We start from the raw sequence: 21,954 nt of genomic DNA on the forward strand, positions 1-21,954 counted from the left end.
GCGGTTATCCCCGCCCCTCCTTCCACCCGGCATGCGGGTCCACATCATGAGGTTCAATACTATCCCGGGCATACATTAAAAAGGACCTACTAGCTTTTAGTAGGTCCAGTGAAGTAGATTTTATCTTACCCCCGTTTATTTCAACCAGCTCTCAACCACGTCCGCGTTTTCTTTCATCCAGCGGCGACCGGCCTCCACCGGCTCCATGCCTTCGTTAATATAACCTTCCAGTACGCCAAGCTGCTGGTCATTCATTTTAAAGTTCTTTAATAGCCTGGCTACTTCCGGGGCGTCTTTCTCCAGACCTTTGCGGGCTATCTTGTCGATGCGCTCGGCTGCGCCATAGACACCCTTCGGGTCTTCTAAAAACTTCAGGTCCCAGCGGGCAAACATCCAGTGGGGAGTCCAGCCGGTAACTACCACCCACTCGTTTTTGTCGATAGCGTCTTTGAGGCTGGCTGTCATGGCCGCCTCGCTGCTGGCGACCAATTCGTAATCAAGGCCATATTCCTGAATAGCTTTGTTGGTGGCCTTCATAATACCTGCCCCGGCGTCGATGCCTATGATTTTACCTTTAAACTTATCTTTCACAGGGTTCATTTCTTCGATGGAGTTAATGTTTACATAAGCAGGCACCACCAGACCAATGCGGGCCCCTTCGTAAACTGTGCCGTAGTTGTCCACTTGATCTTTTACTTTGGCCATGTAGCTCTCGTGAGTTACCGGCAACCAGGTATCGACAAAGGCATCATAATCCCCTTTGGCTACCCCGGTAAATACAACACCTACATCCGCCTGGGCCGTTTCTACTTCATACCCCAGTTTATCTTCAATAATAGCCTCCAGCAAGTGGGTCATGGCAATCCCTTCCGCCCAGCTTACATACCCCAACGTAATTTTTTTCTTTTGAGCGGGCTTGTTGCACCCGGCCACCGCCAGGGCTATTAAGCTTAAAACAACGACTAAAATGACACTCCTTTTAAAAGCTCGCAATAAAATAACCTCCTTTAGTGTTGATTGGCGTTGCCTTTAGAATGGCCGCCCTTCCCCAGCGATTCGGTTACCCGATCCAAAAACATCGCCACCAGCACCACGGCCAGGCCGCCTTCAAAGCCAGTGGCAATGTCCAGCTGGGTTACACCGTACAACACCTCCTTTCCCAAGCCAGGAGCCCCGACCATAGAAGCAATTACTACCATGGACAAGGCGAGCATAATTGTCTGGTTAATCCCGGCCATTATTGTCGGCAGGGCCATGGGGAGCTGCACCTTGGTTAAGAGCTGGTTGCTGGTGGAACCAAAGGCGTGGGCCGCCTCGATGACATCCTGCGGCACCTGACGAATACCAAGGTTGGTAAGGCGGATAGCAGGAGGCATAGCAAAGATGACGGTGGCAATCACTCCCGGCACGCGGCCGACGGTAAAGAAAAGAATAGCAGGGATAAGATAAACAAAAGCCGGCAGTGTTTGCATGAAATCCAGGATGGGGCGCAGCAAATTGTTTAACAAATTGCTCCGGGAGGCCCAGATGCCTAAGGGTATGCCAATGCCCAGGGCCACCAGGGTCGATATAATCACCAGGGACAGGGTTTGGAGGGTTTCGGTCCATAGGTCCATGCCAGCTATAACTGTAAAACCAATGACTGTAAAAATAGCCAGACCCCGGCCGGCCAACCGCCATGCCAGGAGCGCCATTAAAGCCACCATCAACGGAACAGGTATCAGCCCCAGGCCATTTTCCAAAGCCACTACCAGCGTATTTAGAACCACGGTAATAAGATTAAAGACCACATCTAAATTAGCATTCAGCCAGTTAACCAGGATTTCAAAGGCTTGGCCTACGGGCAAACGAAACTCCCAACCTATCATACTCATGAACCAACCTCCTCTCCGGCCATGGCTGCCAGGATGTGCACCCTGGCAATTATACCCAGCAGGCGCCTCTTCTCATCCACCACGGCAATAGGGACTTTGGTTTCAGCCGCCATCCCAAAGAGGTCCCGTACCGGCGTCTCCGGTGAAGTGGTTGGAATATCTGTTTCTATCAATTCACTTAGATCTTTTTTCTCCAGGTTTTCCCGGCGAATCAACTTATCGACCGTCACTAGTCCCCGCAGTTCCCGTTCTTTATCTACCACAAAGACGCTGGAAAGGCCCATCTCCCTCATTTTCCGCAACGCTACATGGGGGCCGTCCTTGGTCGAGATCATCACTTCGGGTTTTTTCATGATACTGCCTGCGGTCAATACTTTGCTACGGTCTACATCTTGAACAAATTCCGCCACATAGTCGCTAGCGGGATTTGTCAATATCTCTTCCGGTCTGCCGATTTGAACAATTACACCGTCCTTCATCACCGCTATACGATCGCCGATTTTTAATGCTTCATCCAAATCGTGAGTTATAAAAAGAATTGTCTTTTTCATCTTGGCCTGCAAATCCAACAGTTCATCCTGCATCTCCTTACGAATCAATGGATCCAGGGCGCTGAAAGCTTCATCCATCAACAGGATGTCGGGATCGTTGGCCAGGGCCCGAGCTAATCCAACCCGCTGCTGCATGCCGCCGCTCAATTCGTGAGGATAGCTCTCGGCCCACCCTGCCAGCCCCACCAGTTCCAGGGCCGCCATGGAACGCCGACGCCGCTCGCCGGGATCAACCCCCTGTATCTCCAACCCGTACTCTACATTGCGAATGATATTCCGGTGGGGAAAGAGGGCAAACCGTTGAAAAACCATGCCCATCTTCTTACGCCTGATGGTACGTAGTTGATCCTCGTTCATCTGGAGAATATCTTCACCATCAATGAGCATCCTACCCCGGGTTGGCTCGATAAGGCGGTTGACGCAGCGAAGGAGGGTAGATTTCCCACTTCCGGAGAGGCCCATAATAACAAAGATTTCACCGGCTTCAATATCGAAAGAGGCATTATTGACCCCCACGGTGTGGCCAGTTTTACGGAAAATATCCTCTTTGCTCATTCCTTGCTCCAGCAACTTCAAAGCCTTTTCGGGGTTAGGTCCAAATATCTTATATATATTTTGGGCCGACACCTTGGTTGTCATATCCCCAATTCACCCCTTTCATCATCATCATTATTATTTAAAACGAATAGTCAAGTTAAAAACACCTACTTTCCAGTATATCAACGGTAAAAAGCTCTTGGCAAAAACCCGGAGTAAAAAATACCTAAAATATGCTGACCATAGTTCCCATATCCTCGCCTATCCTTCCTTAGATGGAGAGATGGCCATCAAAAACCGGCCCTCGTGCAAGGAGTGGTCCTGGTTGCTTAAAAGCACCCTTGCCTATCTCTAGAAGGCTGGCGCTCCCCCGCCCGCAGCGGACTTTCACCACCAAGTCAACGCCCATACCGGGCGTACACAGAAAAGCTCTGGCTAAGCCAGAGTTTTTTCTTCCCTACCAGTCCAGCAGGCGCTTTTCTCCTTCCAGGGCGCGGATGTCCGTCACGTCCTGAGTGACCTCTACCACGCCCCGGTAGCGACCCTCAGCATCGCGTACGGCGAAATAACGAATATGAATGAAACGGCCGTTCATGGTTAGCCAGAATTCAGCTTGGTCTTTGGTACCGTCCCGGAATTCGGCCAGAATCTTCTCCACCACATGAACGCTGACCGGGGGGTGGCAGTTCTGCACTTTACGGCCGATGATAGCCGGGCTGCGGGTAAAAATGCGGTGCTTACCGGCGGAATAATAGCGGACGTTGTCATTCTCGTCAACAAAGGTGATATCTACAGGCAAATGGGTTAAAAGGAGGTTCACCTGTTCCTGGGTCAACTTGCCGGTAGCTAACTCGATTGCCCCTGCCGGGCCTTCTTTTTCCTGCGCATCCGGGGCGGTTCCGGCCGCCTGGCGCGGCCGCCATTCGTTCCCGGGAGAAACCAGGGCGTAGCCTATTTCCTCTTCACCCCGGCGTACCTCAACCCAGTCGGAGGGTGTAAGTTTTTCCAGGGCCATGGGGAAGAGGATGCTTTCTTCCTTATTAATCATTTCCGCTATAGCCGTGAGCAGTTCGTTTCCCTGGTTGATAACAGTAGCCAGATCATCTTCATCCACGGCACGGGTTACCTTTTTCAACATAGCCCTGATGTCGTCGTGGAGCTGCCACATGACCTTGGGCGGGCCGTATACTCCCCGCCGTTCCAGCAGCGGAAACAGCTGGTGCTCCTTGCGGAGGAAATGCTTGTCGATTTCCGCCAGGCGGGCCAGCTCTTTTTTAATTTCTTCCTTCCGCCGCCGGAAAACTTCCCGGCCTTCCTTATCTGCCGTCTTAATTTCCCCCAGGAGCTTCTTCAGGGCCTCCACCACGCTGCGTATGGCCTCGTTCTCCAGGCGGAAGGTGTGGACGGGGTGGCCGGGCGGGGTGGTATCCACCTGCTGTTCGGCCAGGGATTCTTTAAACAGGGCGACGTGAACATCGCATAAGCGCTTGATCTCCTCTTCCGGCATGCCCTCGGCTATGAGCCGGCTTTCCAGGGCCGCAATTTCACCCGGGCTGACGTTACGAATCAGCCTAGCAAAGCGTTGTTTCAGCTCTTCCAGGTCCTTACCGGCATGTAAATCCCGGATAATCCCCTTTAAAATTTCCTGACGCTCTTCCCGGGCATCCAGCAGTTCACTCACGACCATTTCTCCTTTTCGCGTTATATATATATTTAATGTTTCCCCGGTCAAAGTCCGGGTTATACATCTTCGCACTCAAAAAAGCCCTCTTTACTTGCACGCCAAGGTCGGCGCCGGGCACTGTTCGCACTATTTTGTTATTTTATTCCTTCCTTCCCGGTGGTATAATAAACAAGTAAAAATCTCACAACAAAGTAGAGGTGAAGGAAATGGAGCCGGATAAGAAACAGGCTGACAGCAAGCCCCTTGAAGCTCGGGCGGCCATTTTAAGCGAGCTGGTCGGTTACCAGGAGGGCTCTATCGTCAGCCGGACGATTATTGATAAAAAGACAGGTACGGTAACCCTCTTCGCCTTCGCTGCCGGCCAGGGCCTGAGCGAACATACGGCGCCCTACGACGCCCTGGTGTACGTGCTGGACGGGGAAGTGGAAATTACCATCTCCGGCAGGCCCCTCCATGTAAAGACGGGGGAGGCCGTAATCATGCCCGCCAACCAGCCCCACGCCCTGCGAGCGCTAACAAATTTCAAGATGGTCCTGACCATGATCCGGTCTTGAGATAACTCGCCGCGATATCTTGGGCAGTTAATTCCTGACCGGAATGAAAAATATAAATTAGGGCCTCAAAGCAAGCTGCCATTGAGGCCCTTAATTCTTCCAGGAGATGCTCCGGCTTTCTTTGACGAATATAATCCGTTTCCCTTAATTTTGAGCCCTTGTTTTAGTTGCAATATCGATCCATACCGCCAGCACGAGAATCAAGCCTTTAACTATAAACTGCCAGAAAGGCGGGGTATTCATCATACTCAAGCCATTATCTAAACTGGCCATAACAAGTGCTCCTATAATCGCCCCACCAATACTACCTGTGCCGCCCATGAGGCTTGTACCACCAATAACGCACGCTGCAATAGCATCAAGCTCAGCCATTTGACCCGCAGCTACTGAAGCAGCGTTCAATCTTGCTGTTAACAGGATGCCGCCCAGGGCAGCCATTAACCCACTGAGAGCAAAAACAGCCAGGACATTACGGCGAATATTAATACCGGATAAGCGTGCTGCTTCACTGTTGCCACCAATAGCATAGACATAACGCCCGAAGCGTGTCTTCGTCGCCAAACCCGTAAAAATAAGTGCCATCACCACTACGATAAGGACGGGTACAGGTATACCCTGGTAATCATTCAGTAGATAGACAAAAAGGCCAATAAGAACGGCATAAAAAGTAGTGCGCATTATTTCCAGAGTTAAAGAAGGCACAGTAAAACCGTACTTTATTCTAGTATACCGTTGCTTTACAGTAACATAGGTCACATAAATAATGCCGAGTGCTGCTAGCAAGAAGCCTATATTTTCAGGTACATAAGATTGGCCTATCTGTTTAAAACTATCCATGAGAGGCGATACAGTTTCGCCATGGCTAATTCCTATAAGAATTCCCCGGAATATCATCATACCGCCCAAAGTGACAATAAAAGCAGGAACCTTTTTATAGGCTACCCACCAGCCCTGCCATAAGCCGGCCAGCAAGCCGATTAAAAGGCTTACCAAAATGGCGGGAATGGTCTGCCACCCGTACCAGACCTGTAAAATTGCCGCTACCCCTCCGGTCAGTCCCATGAGCGAACCTACGGAAAGGTCAATATGACCGGCGACTATAACAAAGACCATACCAATCGCTAAAATAGAAGTCATTGACATCTGCCTGAAGAGGTTTGATAGATTACGGGAAGTTAAAAAAGCACCCTGGGTAGTATAAGTGAAAATAGCCCATATACCCAGCAAGGCTAATATCATTGTATAAGCGCGCACATCTATTCTACTTAAAAACCCGCCTGCTTTAGGGTTAGATTGTACTTTAAGCACTTGCCTTACCTCCAGTTGCACAGGCCATTATTTTTTCTTCTGTGGCTTCTTCACGGGAAAACTCGCCTGTTATTCTTCCTTCACATAACACCAGGATACGATCGCTCATACCCAATATCTCAGGTAACTCGGATGACACCATAACAATGGCTACACCCTGACTAACTAAACTATTAATGAGATTATATATTTCATATTTAGCCCCCACATCAATACCCCGGGTTGGCTCATCAAGAATTAGGACCCTGGGTTTAGTCATCATGGCTTTAGCCAGGACTACTTTTTGTTGATTGCCACCACTCAAGTTTCCTACACAAGCTTCTACGGAGGGGGTCTTTATTTTCAATTTATCAACATAGAATTCCGCATCTCTGATTTCCGCGCTTTCATTAAGCATAATATTATATGATCTTTTTAAGCTGGCAAGGGTTATATTTCTGCGGATATCCATATCCAGTACCAGCCCTTGACGCCGGCGATCTTCAGGCACGAGAGCTATCCTATTCGAAAGGGCGTCTTCACAATTCTTTATTTTTACCTTTTTCCCATCCAGCCATATTTCTCCTTCATTTTTACCTGGATAACCGCCATAAATGCTGGTAACTAATTCCGTGCGGCCCGAGCCAATAAGTCCGGCAATACCTAAGATTTCTCCCCGGCGGACATAAAAGCTGACATCTTTTACTATTTTTTTGCGGGGGTTATCTGGACTGTAGACGCTAAAATTACGAACCTCCAAAGTAATTGCTCCAGGACTATGCTTTGTAGAGGGGAAAAGGCTGTTCAGTTCCCGGCCAACCATCATTGATATGATCTTATCCTGGTTCGTTTCGTCTTTTTTCACGGTACCAATGGTTCTCCCATCACGAAGGACGGTAATATTATCGGCAATTGCAAAGACTTCATTTAGCTTGTGGGAAATATAAATACAAGTGACTCCTTTACTTTTTAGCTGGCGTAAAATACCCATCAGAATTTCTACTTCACTATCCGTCAAAGCGGCGGTAGGTTCATCTAGAACAAGAATACTGGCGTTCTTCACTAAAGCTTTGGCTATCTCGACCAGCTGCTGTTGCCCTACCCCCAGGTTTTTAATCTTAGTTCCCGGGCTTACCTCCAGGCCCACCTCTTTGAGCCATTTCGCCGCCTCCATATACATTTTGTCCCAATCAATCAAGTAATGATGCACAGGCTCATTGCCCAGAAAAATGTTCTCCGCTACAGATAATTCGCTAACTAAAGCCAGTTCCTGGTAAATAATAGCTATTCCGGCTCTTTCTGAATCCTTAATGGTATAGAACTTTTGGGGTTGACCGTTAAGCAAAATTTCTCCCTGGTAGGTGCCATAAGGATATACACCGCTTAAGACTTTCATTAAGGTAGATTTACCAGCCCCGTTTTCGCCACATAAAGCATGTATTTCACCTTTCCTGGCCTTAAAATCAACTTTGTCTAGTGCCCTGACGCCGGGAAATTGCTTTGTAATTTCCCGCATCTCCAGGATATAGTGGTCCATAATAGACCCCTTCTTTCCCAATAGAATCAGCCGACTTTAAATTTAACAGGCAAGAGGCCATAGTGGCCTCTTGCCCATCTGTATTCTTGATTGTCTATTGCTTCGGCCACTTTTCTTTGGGGATGTTTTTGTAAACATCCTCAAGTTTGTGGAAACCATCTTTAATTACGGTCTGGACCATATTATCTTTGTCTACCATAATGGGTGTCAGCAAAATGGACGGCACATCTATCTTCCCATTGTTTACTTTACTATTAGGTTTAACATCCTCACCCTTGGCCAGAGCTACCGCAACCTCCGCGGCCCGGGTGGCCAGAGCCGTAATAGGTTTATAAACAGTCATAGATTGTGTTCCTTCAACAATACGCTGGCAGGCAGCAAGGTCCGCATCCTGGCCAGAAATAGCCACTTTACCAGCTAAGTTCTGAGCAGCCAAAGCTTGAATAGCTCCGCCCGCAGTACTGTCGTTAGATGCGACCACAGCATCAATCTGGTTATTATTGCTGGTCAGGGCATTTTCCATAATCTTCATGGCCTCTTCCGGCAGCCAATCTTTAACCCACTGATCGCCAACAACTTTAATGTCTCCCTTATCAATAAGCGGTTTAAGAACATTCATCTGCCCTTGTCTAAATAATTTAGCATTGTTGTCTGTAGGCGATCCACCCATAAGGAAATATTTACCTTGAGGAACCTTCTTGGTCAGGTACTCGGCCTGTAATTCACCGACGCGGACATTATCAAAGGAAATATAGAGATCTACATCTGCATTTCTTATTAAACGATCATAAGCCAGGACTTTCACACCAGCTTTATGCGCCGCTTCGACAATAGGAGCCATAGCATCGCCATTATGGGGTATTACAACTAAGACATCAATACCCTGGGAAATGAGGTTCTCAGCCTGGGAAAGCTGGGTAGCATCGTCACCGTTTGCCGATTGTACCAGTACTTCAGCTCCGAGTTCCTTGGCCTTAGCCACAAACAAGTCTCTATCATGCTGCCAGCGTTCCAGGCGTAAATCATCCATTGAGAGACCTATTTTTATCTTATCGCCACTTTTGGCCGAAGCGCCCTGATTACCTCCATTTTTGTTCGAATTTCCACCTTGACCGCAACCTATAAGAATGGTCATAGCCAGCAGGATTAAAACTGCAGCCAGGGCAATTATCCTGGAGGTCCTCCTTTTTAGCACTCTTAAAGCTCCTCCTTTTCACACTAAGAATTAAAGTCAAATTTATCCTTTTCTTAGAATTAGAGGTACGTTTGGTAGTATTCATCCATACCTCCGGGATGGTCAATGACTAAATGAGCTTGCAGAGTTAGCAAATTTTTGTTGGAAAAGGGCAGGTCTATTTTCCGGTTAATTTTTACCTCTTCTTGAGGAGATACGTCTCCTAAATCTTGTTGCCAAATAACGGTATGCCTGGCATCAGTTACAACTACCCACAACCTTCCTTTATAAAAAACACCGCCAGAAAGATTTATTATTAATTTCCCTTGTTGTAACCTGACGTCACCCCCTCTGGCTATATAACCCGCTGCTGTTACACTCGCAAATCCCCCACCCCCTTTAGCAACTCCCATTTCCAAAGGAAGAATCTGTATTTCCTCCGGCTTCAGCTTGCGGATGGGCCCCAATACTTCCGCTTCCAGGTGATAACCGGTTTCTTGCGAATAATCCTTGCCTGTCACTACACCGCGTCCCACCGTCCAGCATTCCACCGTGCAACCCCCGTCGGGATAGGCATCTTTCTCTCCCGGATAGTAGGGGTAACGCAGGCACCAGGTATAGCCTTCGGTACCATTGACAAAGGCCATCCAACCAGCCGGTGAATCGACGCCGATTTTACCAACATAGAACAGATAAGGTACTACTAAGAGGTCGTCTTCTCCTCGGCCCCATTGCGGGTTATCTTCTTCGCCAAAGATCACGCGATATCCTTTGGCGAACCTGCTCTCAGGGTTTAAAGGTATATAAAGGCGGCAATTAGTGTCATAGCCATTGTCACTTCTCAATCGTGTATCTAACTGGGTCACATTCCAGATACTCCAGGCGACCGGCCGGGAGCTGACATTCTTCATCCTTAACTCCAGCCACAGCTTGCTGCTGTCCTGCCGAATAGTAACCTTGCGAAAAATCTTAATCCCCGTCCGGGGATCCGGCGGGCTTTCCACTTCATAGCTTACTTTTTCCGGACTGCATTCCAGCCATCGCCCCGTATATACCCCGGTATCAAGCACCGGGTCCGGCGGGCCGTGCCATTCTTCCCCGGTATCCCACCCCTGGGGTGCCGGCCAGGTTTTATCGCCGCCGTAATTCTTCCAGGCGGCAATGGAACCATCGCCATAATTTTCTTCGGGCGTGAAAAGTTTGCCCTCTAACTCTTTATTAACGTAAAGGAAGGAATAATCACCAAGATCATAGGCCATAATTCTTCCGCCCAGGGCCGGGACCATCACCACCCGGATGAGGTCATTGCCGAACTCGACAGCGCCATCCCAGCCGCGGAAGTTTATTTCCCGCCACCAGCAGGGGCTCATGCCGGTTTACCTCCTTCTAGATACCCCTGGCTGCCGCGCCGGAAAACAGCACCGCAAGATTCCCTGATAACCAGGCTCGTCTTAAACTCGGTTACTGTGGGCTGCATCTCTTTATTCTCGATCTGCTGGATCAGGGACCAGGCGGCCATGGAGCCGATCTCGTACCGCGGCTGGTGGATGGTGGTCAGGGGCGGCGTTACCAGGGACGCCAGCTCAATATCGTCATAACCCACCACAGCCAGGTCCTGGGGTACCTTTAAGCCCAGTTCGCGCGCCGCATGGATGACACCATAGGCCATCAGGTCGTTGGCAGCAAAGACAGCAGTCGGCCGCTCAGGCAGGGATAATAGTTTTTTCGCCACCGGTATGGCCCCTTCGGTGGTAAAATCGCTGTAAACTACCAGGCTTTCGTCGTAGGGCACACCAGCTTCGGCCAGGGCCTGGCGGTAGCCGGCCAGGCGTTCTTGCGACACCCGGGCATTCTTATGCCCCGCTACATGGGCAATACGGCGGTGCCCCAGGCCCAGCAGGTGCCTGGTGGCCAGGTAGCCTCCACCCCGGTTGTCGATGGCAATGAAGTTCGCCTTCAGATTATCGATCCAGTACTCTACCAGAACTATTGGAAATCTTTCTTCCACCATCTCGCGCACATAGTCTTCATTCCCTACGGTGTGACCCATCATGAGCAGGCCGTCTACCCGGCCGCTGCGTAAGAAATTAACATAGTTGTGCTTGATTTGCGGGTCCCAGCGCATGCTGGCATACACGATGCCGTAGCCAAACTTATGGGCTACATCCTCCACTCCCTGGATGATGCGGGAGAAAAAGGGATCGGTGATGTCCGACAGGATAACGCCGATGGTGTCGGTTTTTTGCTTCACCAGGCTGCGGGCCAGGGCGCTGGGACGGTAGTTAAGCTCCCGGATGGCCTCCAGCACCCGGCGCCGGGTCTCTTCGTTGACGTCGTCTTTGCCGTTGAGAACCCTGGATACTGTAGTTCGCGATACTCCGGCTCTTTTAGCAACATCAGAGATATTTGCCAACTCTTTTTCACTCCGTCATCTTGGTCAAATCGTGCATGGTGCCCCGCAGGAGGGGATACAAGGACGTATACAGGGTATAAAGGCGGTCGTAGGTGCTAGCTTCTGACGGTACCGGTTCGGCCCGGCTGGTCACCTTGATGGTAGAGCTACAGGCAGCTTCCACGGAAGGGTAAATACCCGCCCCCACCCCGGCCAGCAAGGCGGCGCCAAAGGCCGGCCCATCGGTACTGTTCACCGTGGTCACCGGGTGCTTAAAGACGCTGGCGAGAATCTGCCGCCATAAAGGACTGCGGGCGCCGCCGCCGGAAACGCGGATTTCTTCCACCTTCACCCCGGCCTGCTGTAAAAGTTCCAGGGAATCGCGCAGGCCGAAGGCCACGCCTTCCAGGACGGCCCGCACCAGGTGCCCCTTCCTGTGACGCATGGTGAGGCCGATAAATCCGCCCCGGGCTGCCGGGTCGGGATGAGGCGTCCTTTCTCCCAGCAGGTAGGGCAAGAACAGCAACCCTTCGGCACCCGGACCCGCGTCAACCGCCAGGGCCGTCAACAACTCATAGGGATCCGTGCCCGTTGCCGCAGCTTCCCTGACCTCTTCGCCGCCCAGCTGGTTGCGGAACCACTGTAATGAAGCCCCGGCAGCCAGCATCACGCCCATAAGGTGCCACTTGCCGGGAACGGCATGGCAAAAGGAGTGCAGGGTACTGCCCGGTTGGATACTCGGCTTAGCGGTCATGGCGAATACCACGCCGGAGGTTCCCAGGGCCGCCGATAGAAGCCCTTCTGCCACAATGCCTGTACCTACAGCCCCGGCGGCCTGATCACCGCCGCCACCCACCACCGGCGTTCCGGCCGGGAGGCCGGTGGCGGCCGCGGCTTCCGGGGTGATCTGGCCGGTCACTTCCGGCGACTCGTATACCCGGGGCAGCCATTCCCGGGGGATATCCAGAGCTTCCAGCATATCCTCCGACCAGCGGCGATGGGCCACATCCAGGAGCAACGTTCCGGAAGCGTCGGATACTTCGGTGGCCAGTTCTCCCGTGAGCCGGAAACGGATGTAGTCTTTAGGAAGTAACACATGGCGGATTTGATTATAAATTTCCGGTTCGTGCTTCTTCAGCCAGACCAGCTTTGGTGCCGTAAAGCCTGGCAGGGCGGGGTTCCCCGTCCACCGGTAGAGCTTTTCTTCCCCTATTTCCTCGTACATCCAGGTGCATTCCGCTCCGGTGCGCTGGTCGCACCAGAGGATGGCCGGCCGTAAAACCTGGTAGTTGGCGCCTAAAACTACGGCCCCGTGCATCTGGCCCGAAAGGCCAACGCCGGCAACCTCCCGGCCGTCAAGGCCGGTTTTAACCCAGATTTCCTGCACCGCCGCCACCACGGCCTGCCACCACTGTTCCGGGTTCTGCTCGGCCCAGCCCGGCCGGGGCTGGCTCAAAGGATACTCTACATAGGAGGAAGCCGCTACCCTGCCGCCTTCCTCCACCAGTACGGCTTTGGTACCTGACGTACCGATATCGATCCCGAGTAAATACGGCATAATCTTTTCCCTTCCTGCCAGGACTTGTTACAACCCATCTCAACGAACCTTATCCGGGGCTTGAAGGACTTTGGCAACCGTTCAGGGCTCCAGGAGATGGAATTATGATGTCGTGAAGGATAAAGGGCTCAAAATATCTGCCTTCCTGGCCCGGGCCCGGATGAGGATAGCCTCCAGGTAGCCGGCATAGCGTTCCGGATCCTGCAGGCAGGTAACTACCCGTTCATGATCCAGGCTGTTTATGCGGTCATTCATGGCCCGTAAGGCATCTATGCAGTTCAGCAGCGCCCTTTCTACCGGCATCCGCTCCGGGTTAATATCCAGGCCAAACCACCCCTGGTAGCCGTGCATCTTGAGGACGTAGAGGGCGGCCTCGGCCTGTTCCGGTGCTACGACGCCGACATTCAAATCCTGGTCGTAGTTACCCAGGGGCTGGCTGTTCCAGTGGGTATGCACCAGCCGGCCGTACTCCAGGGGCAGGCTCAACGCATAAGGCAAATCTTCATAACCCATGAGGACATGACCGATCTCGGGGTTGAGCCCGACCAGGGTATAGCCCTGCTCCAGGAGTTGTTTATTTTCCTGGTTTTGCAGCAGCCCCTCCACCTTCTCGGCCAGCAAAATCCCCTCCGCGGTGGTGCCGTAGATTATTCTCCCCCGGGGCTCATACGGTTTCGGCTCAATGGCTACCCGTACCCCGGGCACAGCATCCATGGCTTCTGCCAGTCCGGTAGCGAAACGATGGCGCATTTCTATGAAATCGATACCGAAGGGGTTTTCATAGCCATCTATTCCAGGCCAGACAACCATGAACTCTGTGCCCAGCTCTTTATTTATTTCCAGTGTTTCTTTAACGCGCTGGATGGCTGCCTGCCGGGCCGCCGGCAGGGGTGAAGATAAAGAGCCGTGGCGGAACTGTTCTTCATAGAAAAGATTGGGCACTACCGTTACTACCCGCATCCCGGTATCCCGGCAAAAATCCCGGTAAAGGGTCAGGTTATGTTCATTGATCTCGTTGGGATAATGGGCCTCAATACCTTCCAGGCCATATTGTTTCAGAGCCGCGTATTTCTCCAGGCGTTCCTCAATGGTCAGTTCCCTGCCATAGCGGGTATGAAAGCGGCTGTTGCTGCCGGAAAAGAACCATATGCCGGCTGAAAAGCGCAGTTTTAGCTCAAAATTTTGCAAGTGCCGGATTAACTCTGCCGGTGAACGGCGGGTGGTTTGATAACGCAAATCCTGCATTTTCTCCCTCTTTTCTGCCCGGTTCGATTTAGTTTGCCGAAAACGGTTTCCGGGCTTAATTGCTTTGATACATAAAGTTATGTTTAGCGCCAGGTGGTACATTTTCCGAGATCGGTTCCGGTTCGTTGATATATTTCGCCATTAAAATTTAGATTCCTGCTATTCCTTAACACTTTTTTAAAAAATTTTTCGGGAGATAGCGTTCCATCATCCTCCGGACGCATGTCGGATTTTCCGATCATCAAAACTTTGCCGATCACATTTCAGAAGGTACAGTAATCAACAGATCCGTGGTAGAGGACTTCCAGCCATAAGATCTAAGAGTTTAGTACCTCCAAGGGATGTGGAGAGATAAACGTTCCCCTTGCCAGGTTTGACTTCGCCTATAATCCTGGCATCCCTTCCCAATTCATGCCCTTGCATTACCGCTACAGCTTTTTCTGCTTCTTCCGGGGTGACAATAACCATAAACTTCCCCTCGTTGGCAAGGTAGAGGGGATCCAGTCCCAGCATCTCGGCGGCACCCTTTACCCCGGCATCGACAGGAATACAATTTTCGTCCAGCCAGATATCTAAACCGCAGGCTGACGCAATTTCTTTGGCGGTTGTTGCCAGGCCACCCCGGGTAAGATCCCGCATTATCTTGATCCCCCGAATTTCCTTTAAAAGCAGGCTAATTATACCGTTCAGCGGGGCACAATCGCTCATGACCTGTCCTGCAAAATCAAAGCCATACCGTTTACAAAGTACCGCGATACCGTGTTGCCCGAGGCTGCCGTTGACTAAAACTTTATCACCAGGTTTAATCCGGTGGTAACCCAAATCTACTCCTGGAAAAATATAACCGACACCGGTGGTGTTAATAAAAATTTTATCTAAATGACCTTTTTCAACCACCTTGGTATCACCGGTGACAATTTCTACGCCCGCGACCCCGCAGGCCCCGGCCATAGATTGGACAATGCTTTCAAGATCGGCAAGGGGTAGTCCTTCTTCTAAAATAAAAGAAGCCGTGAGATAGACGGGCCGGGCGCCGCTGACCGCCAGATCATTTACCGTGCCGCAAACCGCCAGTTTTCCCACATCTCCCCCGGGAAAGAAAGGCGGATCGACAACAAAGGAATCCGTAGTGATGGCCATTCTCCCTTCATTTATGGAAAAAACCGCCGCATCGGTGAGCGTTTTCAGGATATTGCTTTCAAAGTGACAAAGAAAAAGGTTATTAATGAGTTCATGGGTAAGGGCACCCCCGTCACCGTGAGCCAGCAAAACAATATCCCTGCCATTCTCTTTCATCCTAAATGCCACCTCCAACTGGAGAAAAACGTTCAAATCGATAGTAAGCCGCGCAGGCCCCTTCACTGGAAACCATACAGGGGCCTACAGGATGGACAGGTGTACATACATTACTAAATAGCCGGCATTCCGGGGGTAAAAGTTTTCCCCGTAAAATTTCTTTACAGGCACAACCTGGCGGGTAATGAGATGTTGGCGGGGCCGGTTCTATATTTAGTTTAAATCGGGCATCGAAATCCCGAAAAGTTTCCCGTAGTGAAAGTCCGCTTTCAGGAATAACTCCAAGGCCGCGCCAGGGGACATCGACCTCCTCAAAACACTCCGCAATGCGCTTGCGGGCATCCAGGTTGCCTTCTTCCCGTACTACCCGCGTGTACTTGTTCACAACCCGGGCCTCGCCCCGGAGCAATTGAAGCAAAAGCTCATGAAGGGCAATCAGAATATCCATGGGTTCAAAGCCGCTGATTACTGATGGCAGGCCATACTCTTTAACGATAAAGTCAAACGCCCGCCTGCCAGTAATAGCGCTAACATGCCCCGGCAAGATAAGCCCGTCCAGTTTTAATACTGGGTCACTGAGAACGGCGCGGATGGCCGGGGGGATGAGTTTATGGGCCGAAAAAATACTAAAGTTTTTCACCCCTTTAGCCCGGGCCCTCGTAAGGGTCGAAGCAACCACAGGGGCAGTCGTTTCAAAACCAATCCCTAAAAACACGACCTCTCTTTCCGGGTTGGCTTCAGCAAAGGCCACTGCGTCCAGGGGCGAGTAAAAAATGCGCACGTCGGCACCGCCAGCGCGTTCCCTCTCCAGGGAAGAACGGCTGCCGGGAACGCGTAACATATCCCCGAAGGTTCCCAGCGTAACCCCGGCCAAGCGGGCCAGATTGACCATCATATCGATTTCCTGGTGATCGGTTACACAAACAGGACACCCGGGGCCGCTTCGCAATTCTACGCGACCTGCCAGCAAGCTCCGCAATCCCAGCCGGGAAATAGCCACTGTGTGTGTACCGCATACTTCTATAAAAACTGCCGGCCGCCCTAGGCGTTCCGCAACCTCATCTGCCAGGGCGGCAACCCGGCCCATGAGTTTCCTGCTTAGTTCCGTATCACAAAACCTGTCCAGGGGTGACATCGTTTAATTGTTCCTCCCACATTTTTACCATCTGTTCTGCTTCTTTTAAATCAATCTTTTCTATGGCAAATCCGGCATGAACCAGCACATAATCGCCAACCTTTACCTGCCCCAGTAAAGCTATGGATATCTCCCTGCGGGCGCCGTGAACATCAATTATCGCGGTTTCATCAGCCGCAGTTACCTTAATTACTTTACCCACAATACCTAAACACATTGTTGCCACCTCCGGCAAGCGATTACTGCCTGGCCCAGGGAAAGCCCCCCATCATTGGCCGGTACCTGCCGGTGGACCAGCAGGCGATAACCGTCACCAGGCAGGATTTCTTTAGCAAGGCTGAAAAGATAGCGGTTTTGCCAGGCACCACCGCTAAGGGCTACAGTCTTTATATGTGTTCTTTCAGCAACCCGGCGTACCGCCTCGCGTACCATCGCCAGGACCGTATTGTGGAAACGGGTGGCAATAATCTCCCTGGCAACTCCCCGTTCCAGGTCGGCCGCCACGCCGGCTATGACCCCGCCCGGATGGATAACCTTTCCCTCGATAAAAAATGGATAGGGTATTAATTTTTTGCCCTCTGCCGGGTCCAGGACCATTTCTTCCAGCTCGATTGCCGCCTGTCCTTCGTAACTATTATGGTAGCAGAGGCCGAGGAGGGCCGAAACGGCGTCAAAAAGACGACCGCAGCTCGAGCTTAGCGGTGAATTAAAGCCTGTGGCGACGAGGCGTTTGATAACCTCAAGCTCCTGCCCCCTGCTTTGAAAAAGGCGGTCGGCAAGCGACTCGCCTTGCGCCGAAAGGTATTTCATTAAATAGGCTACTGCTGTCCGCCATGGGTAACGTACTGCCTGCTCGCCACCGGGCAACGGTACATAGGCCAGGTGATACTCCCTGGTAAAATCGGCACAATCCCCGGTAAGGATCTCAAAACCCCAGAGACGCCCGTCGGTTCCGTATCCGGTTCCATCAAGGATTACCCCGATTGCTTCCTCATCCACGCCATTGTCGGCCAGGCAAGAAACCATATGGGCGTGATGGTGTTGAACGGCAAAGTGCGCCTTGGCCGGAATTCCTGCCGCCAGGCGGGAGGAACGATAGCCGGGATGCAGGTCATAACCGACCACTTCAGGTTCGCAGCCGATGAGGTTTTTTAAATTCTCCAGGCTGGCGAAAAAGTGTGCTTCACCTTCCCTGCTGCCCAGGTCGCCGATGTGCTGGCTGACAAAGGCTTGATTGCCTTTTAAAAGGCAAAAGGTGTTTTTCATGTCCCCGCCGGCGCCCAGCACAGGGGAACTGGATTTAACCGCAACATTAACGGGCGAGGGGACATATCCCCGCGAGCGGCGCAAAATCTGAGCCGTATCACCTATCACCGCTACGACGGAATCGTCGCAGCGGTTGACAATCTCGCGATTGTGCCAGAGAAAATAGTCGGCTATACCGCCCAGTTCCTCCAGGGCTCTCCCGTTGTCTTTTGCCAGGGGCAAACCGTTGCGATTACCGCTGGTCATGACTAAAATTTCCAGGGGACCGTTTAAAAGCATCAAGTGCAGCGGTGTATAAGGTAACATTATACCCAGGGTCTTCATCCCCGGGGCCAGCTCATCCGGCAAATTACAGTCGGCCCGTTTGGTAAGGATAACAATAGGTGCTTGAGGAGAAGACAGGAGTTTTTCCTCCTCCGGACCAACGTAACAGTACTTCCTGGCCGTCTCCAGGCGGCACATTACCGCCAGGGGTTTGGCTTCACGGCCCTTGCGCCGGCGGAGGGTTTTCAATGCTTCCCTATTCTTGGCATCGCATACCAGGTGAAAGCCTCCCAGCCCTTTTACGGCTAATATCTTGCCGTCTTGCAAGAATCTCCAGCTCAGCTCCAACCAGTTGCCTTCCACCTTTCGCCCCTGCCTGTCCACCAGCTCCACCTGCGGCCCGCAGGCCGGGCAGGCGGCCGGCTGGGCGTGGAATCTTCTGTTGCCCGGATCGTGGTATTCCCGGGCGCATTCCGGACACATCGGAAACCGGGCCATGGAGGTTTTCGCACGGTCATAAGGTACGCCCCGTACAATGGTAAATCGCGGTCCACAATTGGTACAGTTGGTAAAGGGGTAGCCGTAATGCCTGTCCCGGGGGTCCATTATTTCCCGGGCACAATCAGCACACAGGGCTACATCAGGGGGAATCAGGGCTTCTTTTCCGAGCCCTTCGCCACTGGGGATAATAGCAAAGGAACTATAGCCGCAGGGTTCCAGGACGTCCCATTCTAAAGCTGTTATCCGCGATAACGGGGGATGCTTTTCCTTTAAACTGGCCAGAAAAGCGCGTACTGTCTCCTCCTGGCCTTCGGCTTCGATAAGCACGCCCTGGCTGGTATTGGCAACAGTGCCCTTCAGGCGATAGAGCCTCGCCAGGTTATAAATAAAGGGGCGAAACCCTACGCCCTGGACGATCCCTTTGACGATTATCCGATAGCGGACAATCCCCTTTTTCTCTGCATTGCTTCTTTGAGCCATAAACACCAGGCCTCCAGGCCCTCGCCGGTTTTAGCTGAGGTTACGAAAAACTGCGCAGCAGGATTGGCTGCCTTTACTCCTTCTTCGACTGCTTTCAAGTCAAAGTCAGTATACGATAAGAGGTCCACTTTGGTAATGACCATTGCCCTGGCTTCGTGAAACACCAAGGGGTACTTGGCCGGCTTGTCGCTGCCTTCAGTAACGCTCAGCAGGGCCACCTTGTAATCCTCTCCCAGGTCGAATTCGGCCGGGCAAACCAGGTTGCCTACGTTTTCGATAAATATAAGGTCCAGGCTGGAAGGGTCGAGCTCCTGCAGCGCTTTAGAAATCAAACTGGCATCTAGGTGACAAGCTCCTTCTGTATTGATCTGGACTACATCCACCCCTTGCCCGGCAATGCGCTCGGCATCAAGGGTGGTGGATATATCACCCTCAATTACTCCAATGGCAAGATCCTTCTTTAACGAAGCTATGGTTCTTTCCAGGAGGGTGGTTTTACCCGCACCGGGCGAACCTATCAGGTTGACAGTTAGTATCTGGGATAGGTGCTTGCGGTTTTGCTCGGCTATATCTTGATTGGCCTGGAGAAGCTTTTGAGCCATTATTACTTTCATTGATATTCCCTCCGTCTGTTTTTAAAGGGTTCCTCCTGGAATTTTCATTCGCCTTCATAAAAATCAATATAAAGCTCCCTTCCTTGATCTATGGCAACCCTCCGCGACCCGCAGGAAGGGCACATAATACACCAGTTATCCAGAACTACTTCAGCCTGGCAATCCTGGCAGTGTCCCCGCCCGGGCCTTTCCTCTATTTCTAATTGGGCCCCCTCAAACAACGGACCTTCTTTAAGCGCGTAAAAAGAAAACTCCAGGGCAGACGGTAAAACCGAGGTCATTGCCCCTATCACCAGCTTAACTTTCCGGATGCGCTTTATACCTTTCTCCCGGGCATTGCGTTCTAATAGCTTTAATAACTCAGCCGTCAGGGCCAGTTCATGCATCCTATTCCTCTCCCTGCTCAATCGAGGTGCGGAAAATCGAGCTCCCCCGTTTGCAGCTTTTGGTACACAGTCTCAACGGCTTGTTTTACTTCAGGCGAAATCGGCAGACCGAAGGCGACTACCGCCGGCTGGATACCGACAAAATAGACTTCCGGCACCAGTTCTTTCAAAGCCGAGATGAAAAATGACAGGGGTAACCGGTGGGTGGTCAGAAAAAACTCCCAGGCAATATCCTTCTCCGATATGAGGCGTATGCTCCCGGCCTGCAGGTTCATTTCGCAGGCATCCACTACCACCACCGCTTCCGGTTGGAGATCGCGCACCTGGTGCAGGTAATTCTCCGGCGCCGCCCCGCCGTTGATTACCTCCCACCCGGGGAGGCGTTTTTCTTCCAGGAGACGGGCCAGCAACGGCCCGGCTCCATCATCGCCCATCAGTTCGTTGCCTACAGTAATCACCAGCCCCTTCACTTAGTCAGCCTCACCACCAGATATATAGCCGGTTCTTTTCCTATAGATTGGAGATGCTGGAGCAGGCAGCCGGCCCATTGCTTCTCTTCGGGGAGGAAACTGGAAGCAGCGCCGGCCAGTGCCGCTACTAATGTTGAAACATGCTCTTTATTTATCTCCAGCTCTCCCCACCTGGCCAGGCCCTCCAGCTTGCTTCTGGCTTTACCCCGGGGCAGCTTGCTAATCCATTGAAAATAGTCCTCCTCGTCGATAACCATGACGGGCGACAAACAATCAACCACCCCTATATGGTGACCGATGGCCAGAGCGTAATACTCCAGTTGCTTAACCCGGGGCGGAGCGTCTTTTTCGTCTTTTTCGTCCACAAACCTCTTGCATAACTTGTAGAATCTTACCTTACCCGGCATTATGGCCTACCCTCTCCATCTTCTCCATATAAATTTTGTGCAAGCTCAAAAAAACTTCGGCCAGTCGCGGGTCTTTCTCCTGCTTGATCAGCTCTTTAATCTTCCGGTCGACCGCCAGCGGGTCTCCTTCCCTGACGAACTGGAGATATTGGGCGGCTATGCGCCGTCCATGCAGGTAACCGCTCAAAAGGCGGGCCTCCTGCTCAATCTCTTTGGCCAGTTCGGGGCAAACTCCATCATATTGCGGAACGACCCTGGTAACCTCCGTTTCTGCAAACTGCTCTCCTTTTATCTTTTGTTGGAGTAAATCCAGGGCCATAGCCAGGCCGTACAACGTCGCTGCCGGAGTTGGAGGGCAGCCGGGAATATATACATCTACAGGGAAAATGCTGTCAGCCCCTCCCCACACACTGTAACAATCATGAAAGATACCGCCGCTACAGCCACACGCGCCGTAGGCTACCACGATTTTGGGATCGGGGGCCGCCTGATACGCCCGTATGGCCGGCAGCCGCATGGCCCTGGTCATGGGGCCGGTGTAGAGAAGAACATCGGCATGCCGGGGAGAGGCCACCACCTTCATCCCCAGCCTCTCCGGGTCGTAAACAGGAGAGGTGGCGGCAAAAATTTCAATCTCACATCCATTACACCCCCCGCAGTCCACCCGGTAGATATAGACAGATCGTTTGATGACTTTCTTTAGCCTTGCCTTTAGCTCCGCCAGTTTTACTTCCTGGTCCAT

Annotated in this window: 21 protein-coding genes; 1 reads left to right on the plus strand and 20 read right to left on the minus strand. The window is 51.8% G+C overall.

Annotated elements, in window-relative coordinates; translation table 11 throughout:
- Window positions 1–135 precede the first annotated feature (135 nt).
- The 4 genes from E308F_RS00990 to E308F_RS01005 form a co-directional block, all read right to left on the minus strand.
- Complete coding sequence (locus tag E308F_RS00990) at window positions 136–999, minus strand: glycine betaine ABC transporter substrate-binding protein (protein WP_141262827.1); 864 nt, start codon at window positions 997–999, stop codon at window positions 136–138.
- Between the two features lie 8 nt (window positions 1,000–1,007).
- Window positions 1,008–1,868 (minus strand): ABC transporter permease, encoded by an 861-nt coding sequence (locus E308F_RS00995; RefSeq protein ID WP_141264057.1) that lies wholly within the window; start codon window positions 1,866–1,868, stop codon window positions 1,008–1,010.
- Window positions 1,869–1,870: 2 nt separating this feature from the next.
- Complete coding sequence (locus E308F_RS01000) at window positions 1,871–3,064, minus strand: quaternary amine ABC transporter ATP-binding protein (protein WP_141262828.1); 1,194 nt, start codon at window positions 3,062–3,064, stop codon at window positions 1,871–1,873.
- Between the two features lie 355 nt (window positions 3,065–3,419).
- Complete coding sequence (locus E308F_RS01005) at window positions 3,420–4,643, minus strand: DUF438 domain-containing protein (protein WP_172613794.1); 1,224 nt, start codon at window positions 4,641–4,643, stop codon at window positions 3,420–3,422.
- Between the two features lie 209 nt (window positions 4,644–4,852).
- Here E308F_RS01005 and E308F_RS01010 point away from each other — a divergent pair, with 209 nt between their 5' ends.
- Window positions 4,853–5,200, plus strand: coding sequence for a cupin domain-containing protein (locus E308F_RS01010; RefSeq protein WP_141262830.1), 348 nt, complete (start codon window positions 4,853–4,855; stop codon window positions 5,198–5,200).
- 144 nt (window positions 5,201–5,344) lie between these two features.
- Here the strand turns inward: E308F_RS01010 and E308F_RS01015 are convergent, their stop codons facing one another.
- The 16 genes from E308F_RS01015 to E308F_RS01090 all read right to left on the minus strand — a co-directional run bounded on the left by E308F_RS01015 (window position 5,345) and on the right by E308F_RS01090 (window position 21,954).
- On the minus strand, window positions 5,345–6,439 hold the full coding sequence (locus E308F_RS01015; protein WP_253256548.1) for a sugar ABC transporter permease: 1,095 nt from the start codon (window positions 6,437–6,439) through the stop codon (window positions 5,345–5,347).
- A gap of 61 nt (window positions 6,440–6,500) precedes the next feature.
- Complete coding sequence (locus E308F_RS01020) at window positions 6,501–8,024, minus strand: xylose ABC transporter ATP-binding protein (RefSeq protein WP_141262832.1); 1,524 nt, start codon at window positions 8,022–8,024, stop codon at window positions 6,501–6,503.
- A gap of 94 nt (window positions 8,025–8,118) precedes the next feature.
- On the minus strand, window positions 8,119–9,159 hold the full coding sequence (gene xylF / locus E308F_RS01025; RefSeq protein ID WP_141264058.1) for a D-xylose ABC transporter substrate-binding protein: 1,041 nt from the start codon (window positions 9,157–9,159) through the stop codon (window positions 8,119–8,121).
- A gap of 119 nt (window positions 9,160–9,278) precedes the next feature.
- Window positions 9,279–10,568, minus strand: coding sequence for a DUF4380 domain-containing protein (locus E308F_RS01030; RefSeq protein ID WP_141262833.1), 1,290 nt, complete (start codon window positions 10,566–10,568; stop codon window positions 9,279–9,281).
- Window positions 10,565–11,611 carry a LacI family DNA-binding transcriptional regulator gene (locus tag E308F_RS01035; RefSeq protein ID WP_141262834.1) on the minus strand — a complete coding sequence of 349 codons (1,047 nt, stop codon included), beginning with the start codon at window positions 11,609–11,611 and terminating at the stop codon, window positions 10,565–10,567. Before E308F_RS01035 ends, E308F_RS01030 begins: the two co-directional genes overlap by 4 nt.
- A 7-nt stretch (window positions 11,612–11,618) precedes the next feature.
- On the minus strand, window positions 11,619–13,148 hold the full coding sequence (xylB, locus tag E308F_RS01040; RefSeq protein WP_141262835.1) for a xylulokinase: 1,530 nt from the start codon (window positions 13,146–13,148) through the stop codon (window positions 11,619–11,621).
- 102 nt (window positions 13,149–13,250) lie between these two features.
- Window positions 13,251–14,393, minus strand: a complete 1,143-nt coding sequence (locus E308F_RS01045) for a TIM barrel protein (RefSeq protein ID WP_141262836.1) — start codon at window positions 14,391–14,393, stop codon at window positions 13,251–13,253.
- A gap of 279 nt (window positions 14,394–14,672) precedes the next feature.
- Window positions 14,673–15,689, minus strand: coding sequence for a hydrogenase expression/formation protein HypE (gene hypE, locus E308F_RS01050; protein ID WP_141262837.1), 1,017 nt, complete (start codon window positions 15,687–15,689; stop codon window positions 14,673–14,675).
- Window position 15,690: 1 nt separating this feature from the next.
- Window positions 15,691–16,824, minus strand: a complete 1,134-nt coding sequence (gene hypD / locus E308F_RS01055) for a hydrogenase formation protein HypD (RefSeq protein ID WP_141262838.1) — start codon at window positions 16,822–16,824, stop codon at window positions 15,691–15,693.
- Window positions 16,799–17,041 carry a HypC/HybG/HupF family hydrogenase formation chaperone gene (locus E308F_RS01060; RefSeq protein WP_071549727.1) on the minus strand — a complete coding sequence of 81 codons (243 nt, stop codon included), beginning with the start codon at window positions 17,039–17,041 and terminating at the stop codon, window positions 16,799–16,801. Before E308F_RS01060 ends, hypD begins: the two co-directional genes overlap by 26 nt.
- On the minus strand, window positions 17,032–19,335 hold the full coding sequence (hypF, locus tag E308F_RS01065) for a carbamoyltransferase HypF (RefSeq protein WP_141262839.1): 2,304 nt from the start codon (window positions 19,333–19,335) through the stop codon (window positions 17,032–17,034). Before hypF ends, E308F_RS01060 begins: the two co-directional genes overlap by 10 nt.
- On the minus strand, window positions 19,284–19,949 hold the full coding sequence (hypB, locus tag E308F_RS01070) for a hydrogenase nickel incorporation protein HypB (RefSeq protein ID WP_172613795.1): 666 nt from the start codon (window positions 19,947–19,949) through the stop codon (window positions 19,284–19,286). Before hypB ends, hypF begins: the two co-directional genes overlap by 52 nt.
- A 44-nt stretch (window positions 19,950–19,993) precedes the next feature.
- The gene (gene hypA / locus E308F_RS01075; RefSeq protein ID WP_141262840.1) at window positions 19,994–20,335 is read right to left on the minus strand and encodes a hydrogenase maturation nickel metallochaperone HypA; all 342 of its coding nucleotides are present in this window, start codon (window positions 20,333–20,335) and stop codon (window positions 19,994–19,996) included.
- A 17-nt stretch (window positions 20,336–20,352) separates the two neighbouring features.
- Window positions 20,353–20,805, minus strand: coding sequence for a hydrogenase maturation peptidase HycI (gene hycI / locus E308F_RS01080; RefSeq protein ID WP_141262841.1), 453 nt, complete (start codon window positions 20,803–20,805; stop codon window positions 20,353–20,355).
- Window positions 20,802–21,212: a formate hydrogenlyase maturation HycH family protein gene (locus E308F_RS01085; RefSeq protein ID WP_253260373.1), complete on the minus strand. Its 411-nt coding sequence runs from the start codon at window positions 21,210–21,212 to the stop codon at window positions 20,802–20,804. The genes hycI and E308F_RS01085 overlap by 4 nt, the downstream gene beginning before the upstream one ends.
- Complete coding sequence (locus E308F_RS01090; protein WP_141262842.1) at window positions 21,202–21,954, minus strand: NADH-quinone oxidoreductase subunit B family protein; 753 nt, start codon at window positions 21,952–21,954, stop codon at window positions 21,202–21,204. The genes E308F_RS01085 and E308F_RS01090 overlap by 11 nt, the downstream gene beginning before the upstream one ends.

The organism is Moorella sp. E308F (genome assembly GCF_006538365.1).
Lineage (GTDB): Bacteria > Bacillota > DSM-521 > Neomoorellales > Neomoorellaceae > Neomoorella.